At 71.9% G+C, this 20238-nt stretch carries 18 protein-coding genes; 7 read left to right on the forward strand and 11 right to left on the reverse strand.

What is annotated here, in order from left to right; all coding sequences use genetic code 11:
- Positions 1-7 precede the first annotated feature (7 nt).
- A complete protein-coding gene (locus BJ971_RS30375; protein WP_023359837.1) occupies positions 8-676 on the forward strand; it encodes a response regulator transcription factor in 669 nt (222 codons plus the stop codon).
- Between the two features lie 544 nt (positions 677-1220).
- Here the strand turns inward: BJ971_RS30375 and BJ971_RS30380 are convergent.
- The 7 genes from BJ971_RS30380 to BJ971_RS30410 form a co-directional block, all read right to left on the reverse strand.
- Positions 1221-1634: a DUF4395 domain-containing protein gene (locus BJ971_RS30380; RefSeq protein WP_184996584.1), complete on the reverse strand. Its 414-nt coding sequence runs from the start codon at positions 1632-1634 to the stop codon at positions 1221-1223.
- Between the two features lie 296 nt (positions 1635-1930).
- Positions 1931-2755: a TlpA family protein disulfide reductase gene (locus BJ971_RS41725; protein WP_184996585.1), complete on the reverse strand. Its 825-nt coding sequence runs from the start codon at positions 2753-2755 to the stop codon at positions 1931-1933.
- Between the two features lie 42 nt (positions 2756-2797).
- On the reverse strand, positions 2798-4876 hold the full coding sequence (locus BJ971_RS30390) for an ABC transporter ATP-binding protein (protein ID WP_239087396.1): 2079 nt from the start codon (positions 4874-4876) through the stop codon (positions 2798-2800).
- Positions 4877-4975: 99 nt separating this feature from the next.
- Entirely contained in the window at positions 4976-6103 is a 1128-nt protein-coding gene (locus BJ971_RS30395) for a glycosyltransferase family 4 protein (RefSeq protein WP_184996586.1), read from the reverse strand.
- A complete protein-coding gene (locus tag BJ971_RS30400; protein ID WP_184996587.1) occupies positions 6103-7359 on the reverse strand; it encodes a M48 family metallopeptidase in 1257 nt (418 codons plus the stop codon). The genes BJ971_RS30395 and BJ971_RS30400 overlap by 1 nt, the downstream gene beginning before the upstream one ends.
- 43 nt (positions 7360-7402) lie before the next feature.
- Complete coding sequence (locus BJ971_RS30405; RefSeq protein ID WP_184996588.1) at positions 7403-7624, reverse strand: hypothetical protein; 222 nt, start codon at positions 7622-7624, stop codon at positions 7403-7405.
- A gap of 108 nt (positions 7625-7732) precedes the next feature.
- Positions 7733-9343, reverse strand: coding sequence for an NYN domain-containing protein (locus BJ971_RS30410; RefSeq protein WP_184996589.1), 1611 nt, complete (start codon positions 9341-9343; stop codon positions 7733-7735).
- A gap of 104 nt (positions 9344-9447) precedes the next feature.
- Here BJ971_RS30410 and BJ971_RS30415 point away from each other — a divergent pair, with 104 nt between their 5' ends.
- The 5 genes from BJ971_RS30415 to BJ971_RS30435 all read left to right on the forward strand — a co-directional run bounded on the left by BJ971_RS30415 (position 9448) and on the right by BJ971_RS30435 (position 14840).
- Positions 9448-11247 carry a DEDD exonuclease domain-containing protein gene (locus BJ971_RS30415; RefSeq protein WP_184996590.1) on the forward strand — a complete coding sequence of 600 codons (1800 nt, stop codon included), beginning with the start codon at positions 9448-9450 and terminating at the stop codon, positions 11245-11247.
- 74 nt (positions 11248-11321) lie between these two features.
- Positions 11322-13115, forward strand: a complete 1794-nt coding sequence (locus BJ971_RS30420) for a RelA/SpoT family protein (protein WP_184996591.1) — start codon at positions 11322-11324, stop codon at positions 13113-13115.
- Positions 13116-13146: 31 nt separating this feature from the next.
- Positions 13147-13662, forward strand: coding sequence for an NUDIX domain-containing protein (locus BJ971_RS30425; protein ID WP_184996592.1), 516 nt, complete (start codon positions 13147-13149; stop codon positions 13660-13662).
- Entirely contained in the window at positions 13659-14483 is an 825-nt protein-coding gene (locus BJ971_RS30430) for a nucleotidyltransferase family protein (RefSeq protein WP_184996593.1), read from the forward strand. Before BJ971_RS30425 ends, BJ971_RS30430 begins: the two co-directional genes overlap by 4 nt.
- Positions 14484-14552: 69 nt before the next feature.
- A complete protein-coding gene (locus BJ971_RS30435) occupies positions 14553-14840 on the forward strand; it encodes an Lrp/AsnC family transcriptional regulator (protein ID WP_106126821.1) in 288 nt (95 codons plus the stop codon).
- A gap of 62 nt (positions 14841-14902) precedes the next feature.
- Here BJ971_RS30435 and qcrB read toward each other — a convergent pair whose 3' ends face one another.
- The 4 genes from qcrB to ctaE are packed head-to-tail and all read right to left on the reverse strand — an operon-like array spanning position 14903 to position 19119.
- On the reverse strand, positions 14903-16528 hold the full coding sequence (qcrB, locus tag BJ971_RS30440; protein WP_184996594.1) for a cytochrome bc1 complex cytochrome b subunit: 1626 nt from the start codon (positions 16526-16528) through the stop codon (positions 14903-14905).
- Complete coding sequence (gene qcrA / locus BJ971_RS30445; RefSeq protein ID WP_184996595.1) at positions 16525-17628, reverse strand: cytochrome bc1 complex Rieske iron-sulfur subunit; 1104 nt, start codon at positions 17626-17628, stop codon at positions 16525-16527. The genes qcrB and qcrA overlap by 4 nt, the downstream gene beginning before the upstream one ends.
- Positions 17625-18473 carry a cytochrome bc1 complex diheme cytochrome c subunit gene (gene qcrC / locus BJ971_RS30450; protein ID WP_184996596.1) on the reverse strand — a complete coding sequence of 283 codons (849 nt, stop codon included), beginning with the start codon at positions 18471-18473 and terminating at the stop codon, positions 17625-17627. Before qcrC ends, qcrA begins: the two co-directional genes overlap by 4 nt.
- Before the next feature lie 49 nt (positions 18474-18522).
- Positions 18523-19119, reverse strand: coding sequence for an aa3-type cytochrome oxidase subunit III (gene ctaE / locus BJ971_RS30455; protein WP_184996597.1), 597 nt, complete (start codon positions 19117-19119; stop codon positions 18523-18525).
- A gap of 124 nt (positions 19120-19243) precedes the next feature.
- Here ctaE and BJ971_RS30460 point away from each other — a divergent pair, with 124 nt between their 5' ends.
- Positions 19244-20209, forward strand: a complete 966-nt coding sequence (locus tag BJ971_RS30460) for a cytochrome c oxidase assembly protein (protein WP_184999192.1) — start codon at positions 19244-19246, stop codon at positions 20207-20209.
- Positions 20210-20238: the final 29 nt, after the last annotated feature.

Consider the following 20238-nt stretch of genomic DNA (forward strand, 5'->3'; position numbering starts at 1 on the left):
CCCGAGCATGTCGACCAGTCCGATGCCGACGACCCGCACCAAGGTGCTGCTCGTCGACGATCACGACCTGATTCGTAAGGGGCTGCGGCACGCGTTCGAGCGGGACCGGCAGTTCGAGGTCGTCGGGGAAGCCGCCACGGCCGCCGAGGCCGTCCGGCAGGCCGGCGCACTCCAGCCCGACGTGGTCATCATGGACCTGCGCCTGCCCGACGGCAGCGGCCTCGAGGCAACACGCGCCCTGCGCAAGAACAACGCCAACATGGGCATCGTGGTGCTCACCATGTACGCGGGCGACGACCAGCTCTTCGGCGCCCTCGAGGCCGGGGCCAGCGCATTCGTGCCCAAGACCGCCCCCGCCGACGAGGTGGTCGCCGCGGCCCGGCACGCCGCCTCGGCACCGAGCGCCTTCACCGCCGCCGACCTCGCCGAGGCGATGAAGCGACGCCTGGCACCCTCCGGCCCGCAGTTGTCGCCGCGCGAGGGCCAGGTCCTGCGCCTGCTGGCGGACGGCATGAGCGTCGCCGGCATCGCCAAGCAGCTGTTCGTCAGCGAGTCCACGGCCAAGACCCACATCTCGAAGCTCTACGAGAAGCTGGGCGCGGCCAACCGCGCACAGGCGCTGATGACCGCACTCCGTCTCGGCCTCCTCGAAGCACCGGACGCCCCGAAGTTCTGATCTCCACCCCGCATCCGCCCGTCACCCCCACCCGGGGCGGCGGGCGGATCCGCTTTTCCAGGCACGCTCCCGGCATCCTGGGCGATTCTGGACCTACTCAATTCCAGACCCGTCGAAACACCACCGCCCCCACCCACCACACGCCCCACTACTCACCCACCCGCCACCCAGATCACCCGCCACACCACTCCCGCCCGGCCCGCACCGGGGTCGCCCACCGCCAACGCGCCAGGCCCCTCATCAAGCGCAGCCGACCACGTCCGATCGACCAGCCCCAGAGCTGTCGCCCATCGCCAGGCACAACAAACGCGGCCTGCCGCCAGCCGCGACCTGCCGCGTCCCCAACGTCCAGCGTCGAATCGGTCGACCTGCCGGCATGCGACCGCCCATCTCGGGCCGGGCGATCTCCCCTCAGCGCGACCTGCCGCCGCCGACCGCTCAACCTCGAAGCGGTCGCCTCCGCCGCTAAGCGCAGCAAGCGCGGCCTGCCGTCGAGCGCGGCCGGCGGCCCGGCAGTACCGCCCTCGGGTCGGGTGACTTGGTGTCAGGCGCGGCGGGCCGTCAGGCGGCGGGCGGCGAGGTAGGCCTCGCAGCCGAGGCAGAGGCCGAAAGCCGCGTTCAGGAACGCCGCTAGGAGACCGAAAGCGGTGAACACCACGCCGAGCGCCGTCGCGCCGCTGAGATAGCCGATCGACGCGACCGCGAGGAAGGTGAAGCCCACGAGCTGCGCGAAGCGCACCGGGGCGGCGTCCTCCCGCTCCGTCGCCGGACCGAGCCGCGGTGCGATCAGGGCGCGGTAGACGAGTGCGTAGGGTCCGCGGCGCGGGTCGGCGGCCGTGATCGCGAAGACGATCGTCTGCGCGAGCGCGAGCCAACCCCAGCCGGTCACCAGAACGACGGCGAGGACGACGGTGGTCAGCACCGCGGCGAACCGCGGCCCACGCGGATCAAGCTGCATTCTGTGAGCGTGGCACGCCGAGGCCCCGCCGTCGTGGTGAGTCCCATCACCGGCGCGCGGGTGCAGATTCGCAGGCCAGGGCCGATCCCGGATCCGGGCGCGGCGCCGCCCCGACGATGCCAAGCGCGCCTAACGTCACCACCGCGCCTAAACGTCACCACCACGCCTAGAAGTCGCCCGCGCATCCATGAGACAACCCACGACGCATGCATCCGCCTTCAATGAATCCTTGGGGGAACCAGCGCGGAAAGTTCGGCCATGAAGTGGATCTCCCACGCCTCCGAACGGCCAGGGACCTAGCGTTCCGGCAGCAGGTCGGCCAGGGCCGCGATGAGCTGCGGCTTTCCGGGCACGCCGGTCGCGCGCTTGGTTACCCGGCCCTCGGCGTCCAGCACCAGCAGGGTCGGGGTGCGCCAGATGCCCAGCGCCCGCACCGCCGCCAGGTGGCTCTCTGCGTCGACCTCGACGTGCTGCACGCCCGGCAGCATGCCGGCGACCTCGGAACTGATCCGCCGCACCGACCGGCACGGCGCACAGAACGCCGAGGAGAATTGCAGCAAGGTGGCGGGCGCGGCCCGCACACCGAGCGCCTGTAGCAGGTCGGGGTCGATCCGCTCCCCCGCCGCGCTCGGGTCCGCGCCGCCCGCGGCATCCGGCCGTCCGACCGTCGCATCCACCGGCTCCGCAACGCCCAGCGACGAAACCATCCCGAGAGGCGACACCACGTCCCCAGACGAGACCGCACCACCAGCCGACACCGCACCACCAGCCGACACCGCGCCGCCGGGCGAGACCGCACCACCAGGCGACACCGCGTCCCCAGCCGGCACCGCACCACCGGGCGAGACCGTGCCACCAGGCGAGACCGCACCACCAGCCGACACCGCACCACCGGGCGAGACCGTGCCACCAGCCGACACCGCACCACCAGTCGGCACCGCACCACCGGGCGAGACCGTGCCAGCAGGCGAGGCCGCGACGGGAGGCGGCGGCGCAGCGGACGGAGCCCGGCCCGGGGCCTTTACGGAGCGCAGGCGCCCGTCGGCGCGGCGCCGCCACAGTCCCGCGGCGGTGCCCAGCAGCAGGACCGCCGCGACGACGATCAGGCCGGTGGTGTCCATCCGCCCACTCTGGCACGCGATCGGGCCGCGCCGCGATGTGACCTACGACGCCGAGTGATAGGCGCTGGCCTGCAGCCCGAACAGCTGCGCGTAGATGCCGCCCTCGGCCATCAACGACCCGTGGTCGCCCTCCTCGACCACCGTGCCGTGGTCCAGCACGTAGATCCGGTCGGCTTCGCGCACGCTCGCCATCCGGTGCGTGATCAGCACGACCGTGCGGCCGGCGGCGAGGAGGCGCAGCCGGCGGTAGACCTCGTGTTCGGCGCGGGCGTCGAGGTTCGCGGTCGGTTCGTCGCAGATCAGCAGCGGCGCGTCGCGGTAGAACGCCCGGCTGACCGCGAGTCGTTGCCACTGCCCGCCGGATAGGTCCGCGCCGTCGGTGAAGTGCCGGGAGAGCAGCGTGTCGTACTGCCGGGCGAGTTCCATGACGAAGTCGTGCGCGTCGCCGGCCCGGGCCGCCTCGAGCACGACCGCGGCGTCGACGCCGCGCTCGTACCGTCCGATGGTGATGTTGGATCGCGCGGAGAGCGGCCACCGGGTCGGTTCCTGCATCACGACCGCGACCTGGCCGCGGACCGTGTCCGGGTCGCAGGCCGTGACGTCGACGCCGTCCCAGCGGATCGTGCCGCCCTGCGGCCAGTAGAGGCCGGCGAGCAGGCTGGCCAGGGTGGACTTGCCGGAGCCGTTCTCGCCGACCAGCGCGATGATCTCTCCGCGCCGCAGCGTCATGCTGACGTCCCGCACGGCGGGCCGTTCGGCGTCGGGATAGCTGAACGTGACGCCGTCCAGGCGGATCTCCCGGGGCAGCGCCGGCGCCGCCCGGCCGGGCGCCGGCTCGGTGCGTGCCCGCGACAGGTCGCAGAACCCCTGGAAGTCGGCGAAGTACAGACCCTGTTCGAAGACCCGGTTGGCGGTGAAGGCAAGCTCGGTGAGCTTCCCGATGCCCATGCTTATCGCGTACGCGGCAGCGCCGCCGACCGCGAGCTCCATGCGGCCGGTCCAGAGCAGCCAGAGCAGCGTGGCATAGGTGAAGCCGGTGGCGACGCCGCTCAGCGCGGTGCCGACGAGGGTGGTGCGCACCTGGCGGCCGGAGATGCGGATCTCCTCGCCGGTCGAGACGGCGAGCAGCCGCCGCACCTCGGCGAGCAGGTATTCGCGCAGGGTGAAGGCCCGCAGCTCGGGCGCGGGCTCCCGCGCGGCGAGCAGTTCGGCGAGCATCCGCTGCCGCCGCCAGACGGCGATGAGCCGCAGCACCCGCCGGTAGCCGAGCCGCGCCGACCGCACCGCGGCCCAGCCGATGGGCAGCACGGCGAGCACGAGCAGCGGCAGCAGCACGGGGTGCAGCACGGCCAGCACGCCCGCGGCGGCGGCCAGGCCGATCAGGTTGGTGCCGAGCTCGATGGCCCGGTCGACGAGCTGCTGCGCGGCGGAGATCCCGCGGTCGCGGGCGCGTTCCATGGCGTCGCGCCAGCCGGGATCGTCGAACGTGGACAGGTCGACCCGGGTGGTCAGCTCGAGCAGGCGCATCTCCGCCGCCTCGTAGACCTTGGGCGACAGGCGGCCGTTGGCCGCCGCGGCGGCGGAGTTGAGCAGGCCCCGCACGGAAACGGCACCGATGAGCAGGAGCAGCGAGGGTACGGCCGCACGCACGCGTTCGGGCGTTGCGCCGTCGCGGAGCAGCCCGTCGAACACGCCGACGACGCTGATGATCCCGACCGCGCTGGCGACCCCGGCGGCGAGTTGCAGCGTGGCGACGGCGACGGTGGTCCGCCGGCTGGCCTGCCAGGCGAGCGACCAGGCGGACACCAGCAGCCGCGGCAGCCGCCGGAACATCCGCAGGAAGGTGGTGTTGGCGGCCTCCTCGGTGCTGGTCAGCCAGTACGGGAGGGCGAGCTCCTCACCATCGGACCACTCGCCCTCACCGCCGGCGCCCATCGTCTCGCCGGGAGCGGGCCCGGGTGGGTTGCCGGGAGCGGGCCCGGGTGGGTTACCGGGAGCGGGCCCGGGTGGGTTGCCGGGTGGGCCTGCTCCGCCCTCCGGTTCCCTGCCCCCGTCCGGCTCGTCGGCCTGCTGTTTCGAGTCCTGCTCGTGGGTGGCGTCCTGGCGGATGGCGTCCGGCATCGGCGGCTCCCGTCCCGTGGGCTCTGAGCCGTTCCTACGCCCCACTCACGTGACGTGTCCATCCATATACGAGGAGTGATTACTCATTCACCCCCGGCGTCAGGTCACGCGCAGCAGCTCCGTCAGCCGGGCCGCCTTGGTCTCCCAGCGCCACTCGCGCTCCACCCAGGACCGGCCGGCCGCGCCCATCTCCTTGGCGCGCAGCGGGTCGGCCAGCAGGTCGGCGAGCCGTCCCGCGATCGCCGGCACGTCGCGGCCGCCGACCACGTAGCCGGTCTCGCCCTCGCGCACCGCGTCGGGCGCCCCGCCCGAGTCGCCCGCCACCACCGGCAGCCCGGTCGCCGAGGCCTCCAGGTAGACGATCCCCAGGCCCTCCACGTCGAGGCCGCCGCCGCGCGTGCGGCACGGCATCGCGTAGACGTCGCCGGCGGCGTAGTGCGCCGGCAGCTCCTCCCACGGGACAGAGCCGGTGAAGACCACGTCGGACTCGACGCCCTCGGCCTGCGCCAGCTTCCGCAGCTTCTTCCGGTACGGGCCTCCGCCGACGATGAGCAGGGCCGCGCCTGGCACCCGGCGGCGGATCGTCGGCAGGGCGCGGATCAGCATGTCCTGTCCCTTGCGCGGCACCAGCCGGGAGACGCAGACGATCACCGGACGGTCGCTCAGGCCGTGCTTCGCCCGCACCGCCGAGCCGTCGACGCCCGGGTGGTAGGCGTCAACGTCGACACCCGGCGTCAGCCGCTCCAGGTCGGTGAGGCCGTGCAGCGCCCGGTCGAGGCGTACCCGCTGGAACTCCGTCAGGTAGGTCACCACGTCGTTGCCGCGTGCGGTCCGGCGCAGCAGCTGCCTGGCGCCCGGCAGGGCCGCCCAGCCGATCTCGTGCCCGTGCGTCAGCGACACCGCGCGCTCGATGCCCGAGCGCCGCCGCAGCCCGTCGGCAAGCAGCCCGAGCGGCGCCGCCGCGCCGAACCAGACGCTGTCGCAGCCGTGCGACCGGGCGATCTCGGCGGCCCGCCGGGCGACGGCGGGCGTCGGCAGCAGCACGCCGGTGTCCTCGCGGACGACCTCGAACGGCTGCTCCGCGTCGAACTTCTCCGCGCCCTTCCACGTGGACGCGTACGCGACGACCGAGCCCGGCGGCCGGCGCACCGCGAGGTTGTGCACGAACTGCTGGATGCCGCCCGGCCGCGGCGGGAAGTCGTTGGTGACCAGCAGGGTCCGGCCCATCAGCGCTCCCCGCGGGCGTACGCGCGCGCGGCGGCCATCCGCTCCACCGTGGACGGGTGTGAGGCAAACATCAGGTACTCCCAGGTCGGCGGGTCGGGATCGGAGAGGTTCACGGAGCCGAGGCGGCGCTGCATGGCCTCGAACGTCGCCGCGTCGCCGGTCAGGTCGAGGGCGTGCGCGTCGGCCCGGGCCTCGACGCGCCGGGAGACCAGCGCCTGTATCGGGCCGCCGATCAGGCCGGCGACGGTGACCAGCGCCAGCAGCAGCGCGATCGTGCGCGGCTCGCCCATCGAGTCGGTGCCGGCCAGCCGCAGCAGCCAGCCCAGCGAGCCGAGCAGGAACAGCACGATCACCGCCGCGGCCGCGCCAAGCGCGCCGATGATCGTGCCGGTGACCACGTCGCCGCGCTTGGCGTGGCCCAGCTCGTGTGCGGTGACCGAGACGACCTCGTCGGGCGTCGCCTCGGTCAGCATCGTGTCGTAGACCACGATGCGCCGGGTCGGCCCGAACCCGGACACGTACGCGTTCACGGCCCGGGTGCGGCGCGAGGCGTCGGCGACCAGCACGTCGCGCACCGGCACGCCGTCGCGCGCCGCCAGGCTCATCAGCTGGGTGCGCAGCGGGCCCTCGGCCATCGGCGTGAACCGGTTGAAGATCGGCTCGACGACCACGGGCAGCACGAACGACAGCAGCACGACCAGCCCGGCCGCGCCCGCCGCGCCGAACGCCCACCACCAGCGCGGCGCGAGCCGGGTCACCGTGTAGAAGCCGAGCAGGGCGAGCCCGCCGATGACCGCACCGACCGCATAGGACTTGGCCACGTCGGCCGCCCACGCGCCCCAGCTCTGGGTGGAGATGCCGTAGCGGACCACGATCGTGTGGCGCCACGCCGCGAACGGCAGGGTGATCACCTCGATGACCAGCACCACGAGGAGCCCGCCGAGCACGGCCTGCGCGACCCAGCGGTCGCCGAACGGGCGCCCGGCGAACGACACCAGGCGCGCGCCCAGCGGCGTGAGCCCCAGCACCAGCGCGCCGATGAGCCCCGCCGCGAGCGCGCCGTAGGACGCCGGGCGCAGGTCGGCGTGGAACGCCCGGGCCCGCCGCACCTGGTCGCCGGGCAGCCGGCCGAGGGCGTCGAGCTGGTCGGCGCGCGGCGCGGGCGGCCGGTGCCACGGAATCACCACCGCGGCGTAGACGACGAGCGCCACGACGAGCACGCCGAGCGCGCACGCCGCCCACTGGCGCGGTGTCATCGGTCCGGTCCGCCTGTCATGACCGAACATCCTAGAGCGGTGATCACGCCACGTGGTGGCGGCGTTGGTAGAACGGGACCTCGACGGGCGGCGGGGGCGTCTCGAGCAGCTCGACCTCGAAGCCGGCCAGCTCGAACGTCTCGAGCACGCGCAGCTCGCCGGGTGTCAGGTCGGCGATGCCGTCCGGGGTGTCATAAAGCGTGCTGACCAGGCATCCGTTGCACTCATCGCGCCGCTCGGCACAACGCCCGCAGTCGATGATCATCGTTTCCCTCCTCGGCCTGGCGGTGCGGCCCGCGCGGGGGGAGAGGAAAGCTGTCGCGGACCGACCACCATCGGTGACAGTCACGCTATGGAGGGGGTACGACAAAAATCAGGACCGGGCCAGCCGGCGCAGCAGGGAATCGGCACCCATCGGGTACGCGCCGTGCCGGCGCACCCCGTCCGCGACCTCGCGGTCCGACGAGATCACCACCAGCGGGCGGCCCGGCGGCTCGGCGCGCACGAGCTGGCGGATCAGCTCGTCGGCGGTGTCGCCCTTGCGCGAGAAGAGCACCCGTACGCCGCGCGGCGCGGGCGGCAGCCCGTGCACCCGCTCGGCGCCGTCGAAGACCACGGTGATCTCGTCGCCGGTCTGCGCGGCGATGCCGCCGAGGCCGGTGATCAGCCGCTTGCGCTGCTGCTCGAGCGACATCTCGGCGAAGCCGCGCTTGGTGACGTTGTAGCCGTCGACGATCAGGTGCGCCCGGGGCAGGGCGAGCAGCTGGTCGAGGCGGCCCGGATCGTCGGTGTCCTGTGCCCGCGGGCGCGACCGCTCCAGTGCGCCGGGCCGGTCGGCCGCCGTATCCGCAACGAAGTCGGCCGGCCGCTTGTCGGTCGGCCCGAGCGCCAGCTCCCGGCGCAGGCCGGAGGCGGCCTGCCCGATCGTCTCGAGCAGCAGCCAGAGGCGGGCGTCGTCGGCGGACCGGGCGTCTTTGGCGCTCTGCTTGCCGGAGGCGGCCGCCGACTCCGCCTCCGCCAGCCGGGTGCGCAGCCGGCGCAGCTCCGCGTCGTGGTCCGCGGTGACCTTCGCCGCGCGGCCCTTCTCGGTGGCCAGCAGGTCGGCGGCGCGCTTGTGCGCCGCCTGCGTCTCGCGCAGCGCGCGGGACGCGGTCCGTGCCTCCTCGCGGATCTGGCCCAGTTCCTCGCGGACCCGGGCCAGCTCGTCGCGGAGCTTGTCGGCCTCGACCCTGGCGACCGCCCGATCGTGCTCGGCGCGGGCCGCCCGCTGCTCGGCCTCGCGGACCTGGCCCGCGACCGCGGCGCTGTCGGCGTCGGCACGCACCGACTCGCCGACCGCCTCGATCAGGTCCCGCCAGCCGTCCGGCCTGACCAGATAGGCCAGCGCGGCGACCTCCACCGGGTCGGCCGCCGCCGGCGCGAGGCCGCCCGCGACCGCCGCGCCCAGGTCGCCGGCCTCGCTCACGATGCGACCGCTGACGCGCTGACGGAACAGCGGGTCCGCGGCGAGCTGGGCGGCGATCGCCGGCCCGCCCAACCGGGCCCGGCGATTCGGGGCGAACCGGGCGACCCGCCGCAACGGCACCGGAATCTCGTCGGCGGGCAGGCCGGGCAGCGCGGCGGCGGTCAGCGCGGTGATCCGCTGCCGCACGGGCTCGGGCAGCGTGGGCTCCGGCGCGGCCTCCGCCGCCGCGGCGAGGGCAGCATCAAGATCGAGCACGGTCTCCGCCACGGAGGGCAGCGGACCGGAATCGGGATCGACCTCCGCCACGGAGGGCAGCGGACCGGGACCGGGATCGGTCTCCGCCGCGGTGGGCGCCGGACCGGGATCTGGATCGGCCTCCGCTGAAGCGGTGAGGCCGGAATCGATATCGAGTACGCGGGCGGAATCGGGATCGTTGTCGGGTCCCCCGGCGCGGGCAGGGTCGTCCGCGGGTACCGCCTCCTCGATGGGGCGGTCGTCGGAGGGCGACGGCGCGGGCATTTCTCTATTCTCCCACCGTGGGCTGCGGAAAAGCTTGCGGTAGCAAATGATCTTTTCCCCCGCCGCCCTGAAGTTTGTCATACCCCCTCTTTAAATTGCCCGTCGTGGCACAACCCGCATACGTGCAGGGCACTCTGGACACCCTCCTGAGCGCCGACGGCTCCGTCGACCCGGCGGCGCTGTCCCTGCGAGACACGACGTTCGTGGTCCTCGACCTGGAGACGACGGGCGGCGCACCCGACGGCGGCGGCATCACCGAGATCGGTGCGGTCAAGGTCCGCGCGGGCGAGGAGCTGGGTGTGCTCGGCACCCTGGTCAACCCCGGTGAGCGCGTGCCGCCGTTCATCACGGTGCTGACCGGCATCACCGAGGCGATGCTCGCGCCGGCGCCGCCGATCGAGGCGGTGCTGCCCAGCCTGCTGGAATTCCTGCGAGGAGCGGTGCTCGTCGCGCACAATGCGCCCTACGACGTCGGCTTCCTCAAGGCGGCCTGCGCCCGGCACGGCCACACCTGGCCGCAGCTGCGGGTGCTGGACACCGCGGCGCTGGCCCGACGGGCGCTGACCCGCGACGAGGTGCCCAACCGCAAGCTCGGCACGCTCGCGCAGTTCTTCCGCGCGGCCGTCCAGCCGACCCACCGGGCCCTCGACGACGCCCGGGCCACCGTCGACGTGCTGCACGGCCTGATCGAGCGGCTGGGCAGCTTCAAGGTCCACACCCTGGGCGACGCGATCGAGTTCGCCAAGGCGGTCACGCCGACCCAGCGCCGCCAGCGCCACCTCGCCGACAACCTCCCGCACGTCCCGGGCGTCTACGTGTTCCGTGCCGCTGACGAGCGCCCGCTCTATGTCGGCACGTCGGTCGACATCGCCACCCGGGTGCGCAGCTACTTCACGGCGAGCGAGAAGCGGGCCCGGATGTCGGAGATGATCGGCGCCGCGACCCGGGTGGAGGCCGTCGAGTGCGCGCACTCCCTCGAGGCCGAGGTGCGCGAGCTGCGGCTGATCGCGGCGCACGCCCCGCCCTACAACCGCAGGTCGAAATACCCGGACCGGGTGGTCTGGCTGAAGCTGACCGCGGAGGTGTTCCCGCGGCTGTCGGTGGTCCGCCAGCTGGCCGACGACGACGCGGCCTATCTCGGCCCGTTCTCCTCGCGCCGCACGGCCGAGCTGGCCGCGGCCGGGGTCTACGACGCCGTGCCCCTGCGCCAGTGCACCCACAAGCTCTCGACGAAGACGATCACGCCGGCGTGCGCGCTGGCCGAGCTGGGCAGATGCCCGGCGCCCTGCGAGCACGAGATCACCCCGGAGGAATACGGCGCGCGGGCCGCCCTGCCCTTTCGCACGGCGACCTACGGCGACCCGCAGCCGCTGGTCGACGCCCTGCTGGCCCGGATAGAGGCGCTGTCGCAGCGGCAGCGCTACGAGGAGGCGGCGGTGATCAGATCCCGGCTCGTGGCGCTGTTGCGCGCCACCGTCCGCATGCAACGGCTGGGCGCGCTGACCAGCCTGGGCGAGCTGGTCGCCGCCCGGCGCAACGACGCATACGGATGGGAGATCATCGTGGTGCGGCACGGGCGGCTGGCCGCCGCGGCGACGTCGCCGCCCCGGCTGCACCCGCGTCCGACGCTCGACATGGCGCGCGCCACGGCCGAGACGGTCCTACCCGGACCGGGCCCGGTGCCGGCGGCGTCGGCCGAGGAGACGGAGCGGATTCTCGCCTGGCTGGAGCGACCCGACACCCGGCTGGTGGAAACTTCTGGCGACTGGGTGTCACCGGCTCGTGGCGCAGCGCGGTTCACTACCCTGCTCACCAGGGCCGAGGCGGCGGCGTCGATAAGAGACTCGTCCGTTCGCTCATCGGTAACTGGCCATTCGGATGACGCTCGCTCGCTTAGGCTGTAGGGCACGGCGCACGAAGCCGTGAAAATCGGTGGGATCCGTGCGTGGTCACGGTCGATCGGTGAGGGGGTGTCCGAGTGGACGTCGACGCCGGCCACGGCGCCGCCCTTGGACGCGCCCTGCCCTCCACTCCCGGCGATATCCCGCTCTCCCGCCGGTTGCGCTCGTTCCTCAGCTTTCAGGGCAACGAGGACGATCCAGTCACCACCCTCACCCGCACCCACCGTCACATCCATCCCTCCGCCGACGCGGGCGTGCTGCGCCGCAGCTACGCCGTCGCGGAGAACATGCACCGGGGACAGTTCCGCAAGAGCGGCGACCCCTACATCACCCACCCGCTCGCGGTCGCGCAGATCTGCGCCGAGCTGGGCATGGACACGACGACGCTGGTCGCGGCGCTGCTGCACGACACGGTCGAGGACACCAGCTACACGCTGGAGACGCTGCACGGCGACTTCGGCCCCGAGGTGACGCACCTGGTCGACGGCGTGACCAAGTTCGACAAGGCGTTCTACGGCAAGGTCGCCGAGGCCGAGACGATCCGCAAGATGATCGTCGCCGCCGGCAAGGACGTCCGGGTCCTGGTGATCAAGCTGGCCGACCGCCTGCACAACATGCGCACGCTCGACGCCCGCTCACCCGCCTCCCGGGCCCGCATCGCCACGGCCACCCTCGACGTGCTGGTGCCGCTCTGCGACCGCCTCGGCATCCAGGCACTCAAGCGCGACCTCGACGACGTGGTGCTCTACCACCTGGAGCCGGACTCCTACGCCCGCATCGACGAGCATGTGAAGAACCGCCCGGGCTGGTCCGAGTACCTCGAGGATGTCAAGACGAAGGCGTCGACGGCGCTGCGCCGCTCCCGGGTGGACGCCAAGGTGGCACCCCGGCCCCGGCACTACTACTCGATCTGGAAGGACACGGTCGCGGGCGGCCACCCGGTGCCGCTCGACCTGCCCCGCATCGCGGTGATCGTCGACGGCCCCGAGACCGACTGTTACGCCGCGCTCGGCGCGATCCACGGCCAGTGGCGCCCCGTGGCCGGCCGGTTCAAGGACTTCATCGCCTCCCCGAAGAACAACCTCTACCGCTCCCTGCACACCACCGTCACCGGGCCCGACGGCCGCCTGGTGGAGGTGCTCATCAGGACGGTCTCGATGCACCGCTGCGCGGAATACGGCGTGGCGACCGGCTACCGCTACCCCAAGTCCGCCGAGGCGGCCGAGACACCGGGCGCCGACCAGCTCACCTGGCTCAAGCGGGTGCTCGACTGGGAGCAGGACACCACCGACGCCGGCCAGTTCCTCGCGTCGCTGCGCTGCGACCTCGCCGAGGGCCAGATCCAGGTGTTCGCGCACGGCAACACCTACGACCTGCCGGCCGGCTCGACCCCGGTCGACCTGGCCTACGAGCTGAGCGCCGACAAGGGCGACGGGACCCTCGCCGCGACGATCAACGGCCGCCTCGCGCCGCTGAGCTCCCCGCTGCGCGACGGCGACGTGGTGGAGATCTTCACCGAGACCGACGGCCACGTCGACGTCGAGCCGGGTGCCGCGCCGCGGGGACCGCGCAAGGAGTGGCTCGGCTTCGTCAAGTCGACGCAGGCCCAGATGCAGATCAACCGCTTCTTCGCGGAGGAGAACGCACCCGGCATCAGCATCGTCGACAAGGTACGCCTGGGCCGCGCGACGATCGGCCTGACGCTGCGCAAGCACGACCGCGGCCTGGCGAGCGAGGTGCCGCTGCGCCGCCTCGCCGAGGAGCTGGGCTACCCCGACCTGGAGACCATGCTGGTCGCGGTGACCGAGCGCAATCTGGAGCCCGACCAGGTGGTCGAGCAGCTCATCGCCCTGGTGGACCACCCGGACTGAGACCGGTGCGCCAAGCCGCTAGCCTTGCGGTGTGAAACTCCCTCGGCGGTTGCGTGGCGTCGCGTACCAGACGTTCTACCGGCTGCCGCACCCCGTGCGCCGTCGCCTCGTGCGCCTGATCGTCCCCAAATACCTGGTCGGCGCGGTGACCATCGTCCGCGATTCCGAGGCCGCCGAGCCCGGCCGCCTGCTCCTGCTGCGCCAGCCGCCGGGACGGCGCTGGGGCCTGCCGGCCGGCCTGCTCAAGAAGGCCGAGGCCCCGGCCGTCGGCGCGGCCCGCGAGCTCGCCGAGGAGTCCGGCGTGCTGCTCGACCCGGACGCACTGACCCCGGCGGTCCCGAACGCGATCATCCACCCCAAGGGCTGGGTGGACACCGTCTTCCTGGCCGAGGTGCCGGCGTCGACGACCCCGCTGGTGGTGGACGGCGGCGAGGTCCTGGAGGCGGACTGGTTCCACCTGGACGACCTGCCGCCATTGACCCCGAACACGGCGCTCCTGCTGGGTGTCTACGGCTTGGGCCCGCTGGCCGTGCAGCAGGCCTCGTGAGCATCTGCGCCGTGGTGCTCGCCGCCGGGGAGGGCCGGCGGCTGCGCCCGCTCACCGAGCTGCTCCCCAAGGCGCTCTGCCCGGTGGGCAACGTGGCCCTGCTGGACCGGGCGCTCGCCCGGATCGCCGGCCTCGGCCTCACCGGCCCGTCCGACGTGGCGGTCAACGCGGCCTACCTGGCCGACCAGGTGGTCACGCACGTCGGCGACCGGGCACACCTCTCGGTGGAGCCGGACGGCCCGCTGGGCACCTCGGGTGGCGTCGGCCGCCTGCTTCCCTGGATCGACGGCCGCGGCGCCCTGGTCGGCAACGCGGACGCCTACCTGTCCGACCCGCACCGCGAGCCCGGCAAGGACATCGCGGCCCTGCTCGACGGCTGGACCGGCCGGACCGTGCGCATGCTCACCCGGCCCCTGCCGCCGGGCGCGACGGGCGGCTTCAGCGGGCAGCGCTTCGCCGGTTTCTCCCTGATCCCCTGGAGCTACCTGCACGTCCTGGCGGACCGGCCCGCCGACCTCGTACGCACGGTCTGGCGCCCGGCGGAGGCGGCCGGCGACCTGGAGCTGGTCACCTACGACGGCGCGTACATCGACACCGGCACGCCGGCGGACTACCTGCGGGCGAACCTGCACGCCGCGGCCGGCCTGAGCGACCCGTCGGCAACGGTCGACGGGCGGGCGGAGCGGTCGGTGGTCGGCGCGGGCGCGCGGGTGCACGGCTCGGTGACCGACTGCGTGATCTGGCCGGGCGCGACGGTGGCGTCGCACGAGTCCCTCACGGGCGCGATCCGGGCCGGGAGCGGCCTGACGGTCACCGCCTGACCCGCACCGCCCTGCCTGCGCGTGGATAGCATGAAGCGAATCATCCGCCCTCATAGCCGAGGAGACCGCGTGAACACCGCGATCGTGCACATCGACTGCGCCACCGACTCGATTCCGGAGGTCGCGGAGGCGCTCGCCGCGCTGCCCGGCGTGAGCGAGGTCTATTCGGTCGCCGGAAACGTCGACCTGATCGCCATCGTGCGCGTTCCGCGCTTCGATGACATCGCCGAGGTCATCGCGGGCCGGATCTCCAAGACGCCCGGCGTGCTCAACACCGAGTCGCACATCGCCTTCCGCGCCTACTCGAAGCACGACCTCGAGGACGCGTTCGCGATCGGCCTGCCCGACGCCGACTGAGCGTCCCCACCGCCAGGATGCGAAAAAGGGGGCCCCGAGGGGCCCCCTTCGTCGTGCGTTCGCTACTGCTGCTGACCCGAGGTGATCTCCTCGCGCTCCTCGCGCGCGGTCACCGGCGGCATCCCCGGCGAGACCGGCGCCTCGGCCGGCTTCTCCACCGGGTAGAAGAAGCCCTTCACCGCCGGCGCCAGGGCGCCCAGGCGGTTCATCTTCTTCGGGATGACCCAGCCCGCGTAGTCCAGCGGCAGCGGGTGGCCGTGGTCGTCCACCGGGCCGAGCGGCTGGTGCACCTCCACGAACCGGCCGTCGGGCAGGCGCTTGATGATGCCCGTCTCCGTGCCGTGTGCCAGGACCTCACGGTCGTGCTGTTGCAGACCCAGGCAGATCCGGGCCGAGATGAAGTACGCCAGCGGCGGCAGGATCACCAGGCCGATGCGGCCGGCCCAGGTCATCGCGTTCAGGCTGATGTTGAACTTGTCGGCGATCACGTCGTTGCCGCCGGACAGGGTCGCGACGATGAAGAACGTAAACGCCATCGCGCCGAGGCCGGTGCGCTCCGGGTTGTCCCGGGGACGCTGGAGCAGGTGATGGATGCTCTTGTCCTTCAGGCGCCGCGCCTCGATGAAGGGGTAGAACATCGGAACCGTGGTCAGCGCGCCCAGGCCGACGACCGCCGGCCAGAACAGCGGCGGGATCACGTAGCCGTCGCCGATCGGGATGTCGATCTGCCAGGCCGGCATCAGTCGCACCAGGCCGTCCATGAACATGACGTACCAGTCGGGCTGGCTCGCCGAGGAGACCTCGGACGCCCGGTACGGTCCGAACAGCCAGATCGGGTTGATCTGGAACATGCCGGCCATCAGCGCGATCACGCCGAAGACGGCCATGAAGAAGCCGCCCTGCTTGAGCGCGTACCGCGGGAACATGCGCTCGCCCACGACGTTGTCGTTGGTCCGGCCGGGGCCGGGCCACTGGGTGTGCTTCTGCGCGAAGACCAGGCCCAGGTGCACGCTGATCAGCGCGAGCAGGCCGCCCGGGATGAGCAGCACGTGCGCGATGTAGAAGCGGCCGATGATGAACTCGCCCGGGAACTCGCCGCCGAAGACGGACGCCGAGAGCCAGGTGCCGATGACCGGGATGGACAGCATGATCGCCGAGGCGATCCGCAGGCCGGTGCCGGAGAGGCCGTCGTCCGGCAGCGAGTAGCCGGTGAAGCCGGCGAGGAAGCCGAGCAGGAACAGCGCGACGCCGATCGCCCAGTTCGCCTCGCGCGGCTTGCGGAACGCGCCGGTGAAGAAGATGCGGGCCATGTGCACGACGATCGACGCCATGAACAGCAGCGCCGCCCAGTGGTGCATCTGGCGCATGAACAGACCGCCGCGCACCTCGAACGACAGGTGCAGCGACGACGCGTACGCACCGGACATCTCCACGCCGCGCAGCGCCGGGTAGGCGCCGTCGTAGACGACCTCGGTCATCGTCGGGTCGAAGAAGAGGGTCAGGAAGACACCGGTCAGCAACAGGACGATGAACGAGAACAGGGCGATTTCGCCCAGAAGGAACGACCAGTGGTCAGGGAATACCTTGTTCAGCAGGCCGCGCAGCGGCGTGGCCGCCTTGTAACGGTCGTCGAGCCCCTTGCCGACGGCTGCGGGGACCTGAGCCAGGTCAAGCTTTCGACGCTTCACGGCCGCTCCCAGAAGTCCGGCCCGACGGTTTCCTTGTAGTCCGACGCTGCCACGAAGAACCCCTCATCGTCTAGCTCGATGGGCAGCTGTGGCAGACGACGGCTGGCCGGACCGAAGATCGGGCGCGCATTGTCGGTGATCAGGAACTGCGACTGGTGGCACGGGCAGAGCAGCCGGTTGGTCTGCTGCTCGTACAGGCTGGCCGGGCAGCCGGCGTGGGTGCAGATCTTCGAGTACGCGATGAAGTTGCCCCACATCGAGCCGTCGTTCGTCGCATCGCCGTCACTCGCCGCCCGGGCCTGCGCCGCGTCCTCCGCCCGCAGGTGGATGAGCAGGGTCGGCGAGTCCGCGTACTGGTTGGTGGCGCCGTGCGGAATGCCGGGGAACACCGTGAGCTGGCCGCCGACGCTGACGTCCTCGGGCCGGATCGGGGTGCCGTCGGCGCGGGTGAGCCGCACCAGCTCGCCGTCGTTCGGCACCGGGTCGAACCCGGTGTGGAACAGGCTCGGCTGCGCGTCCTTGTGCGGGTTCTCGATCAGGCCGCCGACCAGCGGCGCGGCCGCGACCAGGCCGAGCGGCGCGAGGCCGAGGCCGATCGCGCCCTTGAGCAGCGGGCGCCGCTGAACGCCCATCTCCTCGCCCAGGTACGCGATGGTCTGCCCGGTGATCAGGCGGTCCTCGTCGCTGGACGGCTGGTTGTGCCGGTCCTGGATCGAGACCTCGTGCGGCAGCAGCTTCTTGGCCCAGGCCAGGATCGCGAAGCCGAGCGCCAGCAGCGAGACGCCGAGCGAGATGCCCAGGATCGGGGTGTAGTAGTCGCTCCGCGCGTGGCCGAGCTCGAACTCCCACGGCCAGAAGATGTAGAAGCCGAGGAAGACCAGCGCGCCCGCGCCGCAGAGCAGGAACAGCAGCGCGATGTTGCGAACGACGCGCTTCTCCGCCTTGGAGTTCGGGCCCGGGAACTGCGACTCGTACGTGACGATCTCGATGTCGTCGCGCCGGGCGCCCTCGCGGACGATGTCGAACCGGGACAGCCGCGGGTCGTTGACGTCGACCGGCTCGGTGCCGGGGCCGTGCGCCCCGTCCTTCACAACGCTCATGACTTCCCCGCAATCCACAGCGCCGCGAAGACCAGGATCGTGATGCCGACGATGAAGATCGCCAGGCCCTCGGTGACCGGGCCGTACCGGCCGAGGTTGAACAGGCCGCCCGGGTCCTTCTCCTGCTGCAGCTGCAGCTTGATGTACGTGATGATCTCCCGCTTCTCGTCCGGCGTCAGTTCGTTGTCGCCGAACACCGGCATGTTCTGCGGGCCGGTCAGCATCGCCGCGTAGATCTCCTCCTCGGTCGCGTCGTGCAGGCCGGGCGCGAACTTGCCGGACGAGAGCGCACCGCCGCCGCCGCCGAAGCCGTGGCAGGACGTGCAGTTGAGCCGGAACAGCGCGCCGCCCGCGGCCAGCGCCTCGGGGTTGTCCTTCAGGTCCACCGTCAGCGGGCCGCCGGGGAGCTGCGGGCCGCCGCCCAGCTCCTGGATGTACTGGCCGAGCTGCTTGGTCTGTGCCTTGTCGAACGCCGGCTGCTTCTGCTCGGCCTGCGCCTCCTGGCGGGCCATCGGCATGCGGCCGGTGCCGACCTGGAACTCGACGGAGGCCGAGCCGACGCCGATCAGGCTCGGTCCGCGGCCGACCACACCCTCGGCATTGCGGCCATGGCAGCTGATGCAGCTGGTGTCGAAGAGCGCCTTGCCCTCCTGCGCCGAGGCGGAGAGCTGCCGCGTGTCCTCGGCGAACGCGCCCGGGGCGAATGCGGTGTAAACGCCGCCGGCCAGCGCGAGGGCGGCTAGCATGCGGGCCGCGGCGCCGAGGCGCCGACGCGCCCGGCTCGGCGCGGACCGCCGCCGGTTGAACACCCGGAAACGCCGTCCGGCGGGGGTGTCAGAAGTCATGGGTTTTGTCCCTCTGGGTTTTGACCTTGAAACTCTCACGGACGGGCGGCTACTGCAGCCAATAGATCATGGCAAACAGTGCGATCCACACGATGTCGACGAAGTGCCAGTAGTACGACACGACGATCGCCGAGGTCGCCTGCGCCGGCGTGAACCGACCCATGGTGGTGCGGATCATGTAGACGATGAAGGCGATCAGACCGCCCGTGACGTGCAGACCGTGGAACCCGGTCGTCAGGTAGAACATCGAGCCGTAACCGTCGCCGTTGAGCTTGATGCCCTCGTGCACGAGGTTGCGGTACTCGTTCGCCTGGCCGAGCACGAAGATCAGGCCCATGACGAAGGTGAGGGTGAACCAGCGCCGCAGCGCGAACACGTCACCCTTCTCCGCCGCGAAGACGCCGAGCTGGCAGGTGACCGAGGAGAGCACCAGGATGACCGTGAAGGTCGTCGCGTACGGGATGTTGAGAACCTCGGTGTGCTTCTCCCACATGCTGTAGTCCGCCGCGCGGATCGAGAAGTACATGGCGAACAATGCCGCGAAGAACATGAGTTCGCTGGAGAGCCACACGATGGTCCCCACGCTGACCATGTTGGGTCGGGTCAGCGAGTGGATCCGGCTCTTGTCGATGGCTGCCGCTGTCACGGGCTCATTATTGCCCCGCGATCACTGCAACATGTCGCGGGGGGCCCAATCCGGCACGTGTCACCGCCCCGTGATCCGGCGATCACCCTGATAGGCCTAGCCTCAGGTGGTGCAGCACGTCGAAATGCCCACGCCCGCGCTCGCCGGCGGGGATACTCTCCCCCCGCCTTTCAGCGTCGGCGAGATCTTCACCCAGATCCGGCTGACCAGCCTCATCGCGCTCTTCCTGCTCGTCGCGGCCGCCGTTTACCTGTACGGCGTGCACCGCATGCGGCGGCGCGGCGACCACTGGCCGCCGGGGCGCACCGTCGCGTTCGTCGGCGGCGGGCTGGGCTCGATCGCGGCGGTGTCGGTGACCGGCATCGAGGCGTACGACACAACCCTGCTCAGCGTGCACATGGTCCAGCACATGGTGCTGTCCATGGTGGGTCCGATCTTCCTGGCCCTCGGCGCGCCGGTGACCCTCGCCCTGCGCACGCTGCCCACCGCCAACCGCAAGGCGCTGCTGCGGGTGCTGCACAGCCGCTTCGTCGGGGTGCTGACGTTCCCGCTGGTCGCGTTCGGGCTGTTCATCGCGAACCCGTTCGTCCTCTACTTCACCGGGCTCTACCGAGCCACCCTCGAGCACGCCTGGCTGCACGAGTTCGTCCACGTGCACTTCATCGTCGTGGGCTGCCTGTTCTTCTGGCCGCTGCTCGGCCTGGACCCGCTGCCGAACCGCTGGCCGTACCCGGCCCGTGCCCTGCTCATGGTGCTGTCCGTGCCGTTCCACACGGTGCTGGGCCTGACCATCATGCAGAGCCGGACCCTGCTCGGCGGCGACTGGTACCCGAACCTCGGCCTGACCTGGTCGGACCCGTGGAACGATCAGGTCGTGGCCGGCGGGATCCTGTGGGCCGGCGGCGAGATCGTCAGCGTCACGATGCTCGGCATCCTGGTCATGCAGTGGATCAGGCAGTCCGAGCGTGAGGCGAAACGGATCGACCGCGCCCTGGACCGCGCCGAGGCGGCCGAGCGGGCGGACGCGGCGGGCGCGACCAAGATCACAAACCAGACCGCGCCGGTACGACCACAGCCGGACACCGAATAGCCGGTTCGGTACGATCAGCGCGCACCTAC

Source organism: Amorphoplanes digitatis, assembly GCF_014205335.1.
GTDB lineage: Bacteria > Actinomycetota > Actinomycetes > Mycobacteriales > Micromonosporaceae > Actinoplanes > Actinoplanes digitatus.

What these genes read in the sequence shown, in the direction of transcription:
- BJ971_RS30375 (WP_023359837.1), top strand. Translation starts at nt 8, where the DNA reads ATGTCGACCAGTCCGATGCCGACGACCCGCACCAAGGTGCTGCTCGTC.
- BJ971_RS30380 (WP_184996584.1), bottom strand. Translation starts at nt 1,634, where the DNA reads ATGCAGCTTGATCCGCGTGGGCCGCGGTTCGCCGCGGTGCTGACCACC.
- BJ971_RS41725 (WP_184996585.1), bottom strand. Translation starts at nt 2,755, where the DNA reads ATGGACACCACCGGCCTGATCGTCGTCGCGGCGGTCCTGCTGCTGGGC.
- BJ971_RS30390 (WP_239087396.1), bottom strand. Translation starts at nt 4,876, where the DNA reads ATGCCGGACGCCATCCGCCAGGACGCCACCCACGAGCAGGACTCGAAA.
- BJ971_RS30395 (WP_184996586.1), bottom strand. Translation starts at nt 6,103, where the DNA reads ATGGGCCGGACCCTGCTGGTCACCAACGACTTCCCGCCGCGGCCGGGC.
- BJ971_RS30400 (WP_184996587.1), bottom strand. Translation starts at nt 7,359, where the DNA reads ATGACACCGCGCCAGTGGGCGGCGTGCGCGCTCGGCGTGCTCGTCGTG.
- BJ971_RS30405 (WP_184996588.1), bottom strand. Translation starts at nt 7,624, where the DNA reads ATGATCATCGACTGCGGGCGTTGTGCCGAGCGGCGCGATGAGTGCAAC.
- BJ971_RS30410 (WP_184996589.1), bottom strand. Translation starts at nt 9,343, where the DNA reads ATGCCCGCGCCGTCGCCCTCCGACGACCGCCCCATCGAGGAGGCGGTA.
- qcrA (WP_184996595.1), bottom strand. Translation starts at nt 17,628, where the DNA reads ATGAGCGTTGTGAAGGACGGGGCGCACGGCCCCGGCACCGAGCCGGTC.
- qcrC (WP_184996596.1), bottom strand. Translation starts at nt 18,473, where the DNA reads ATGACTTCTGACACCCCCGCCGGACGGCGTTTCCGGGTGTTCAACCGG.
- BJ971_RS30460 (WP_184999192.1), top strand. Translation starts at nt 19,244, where the DNA reads ATGCCCACGCCCGCGCTCGCCGGCGGGGATACTCTCCCCCCGCCTTTC.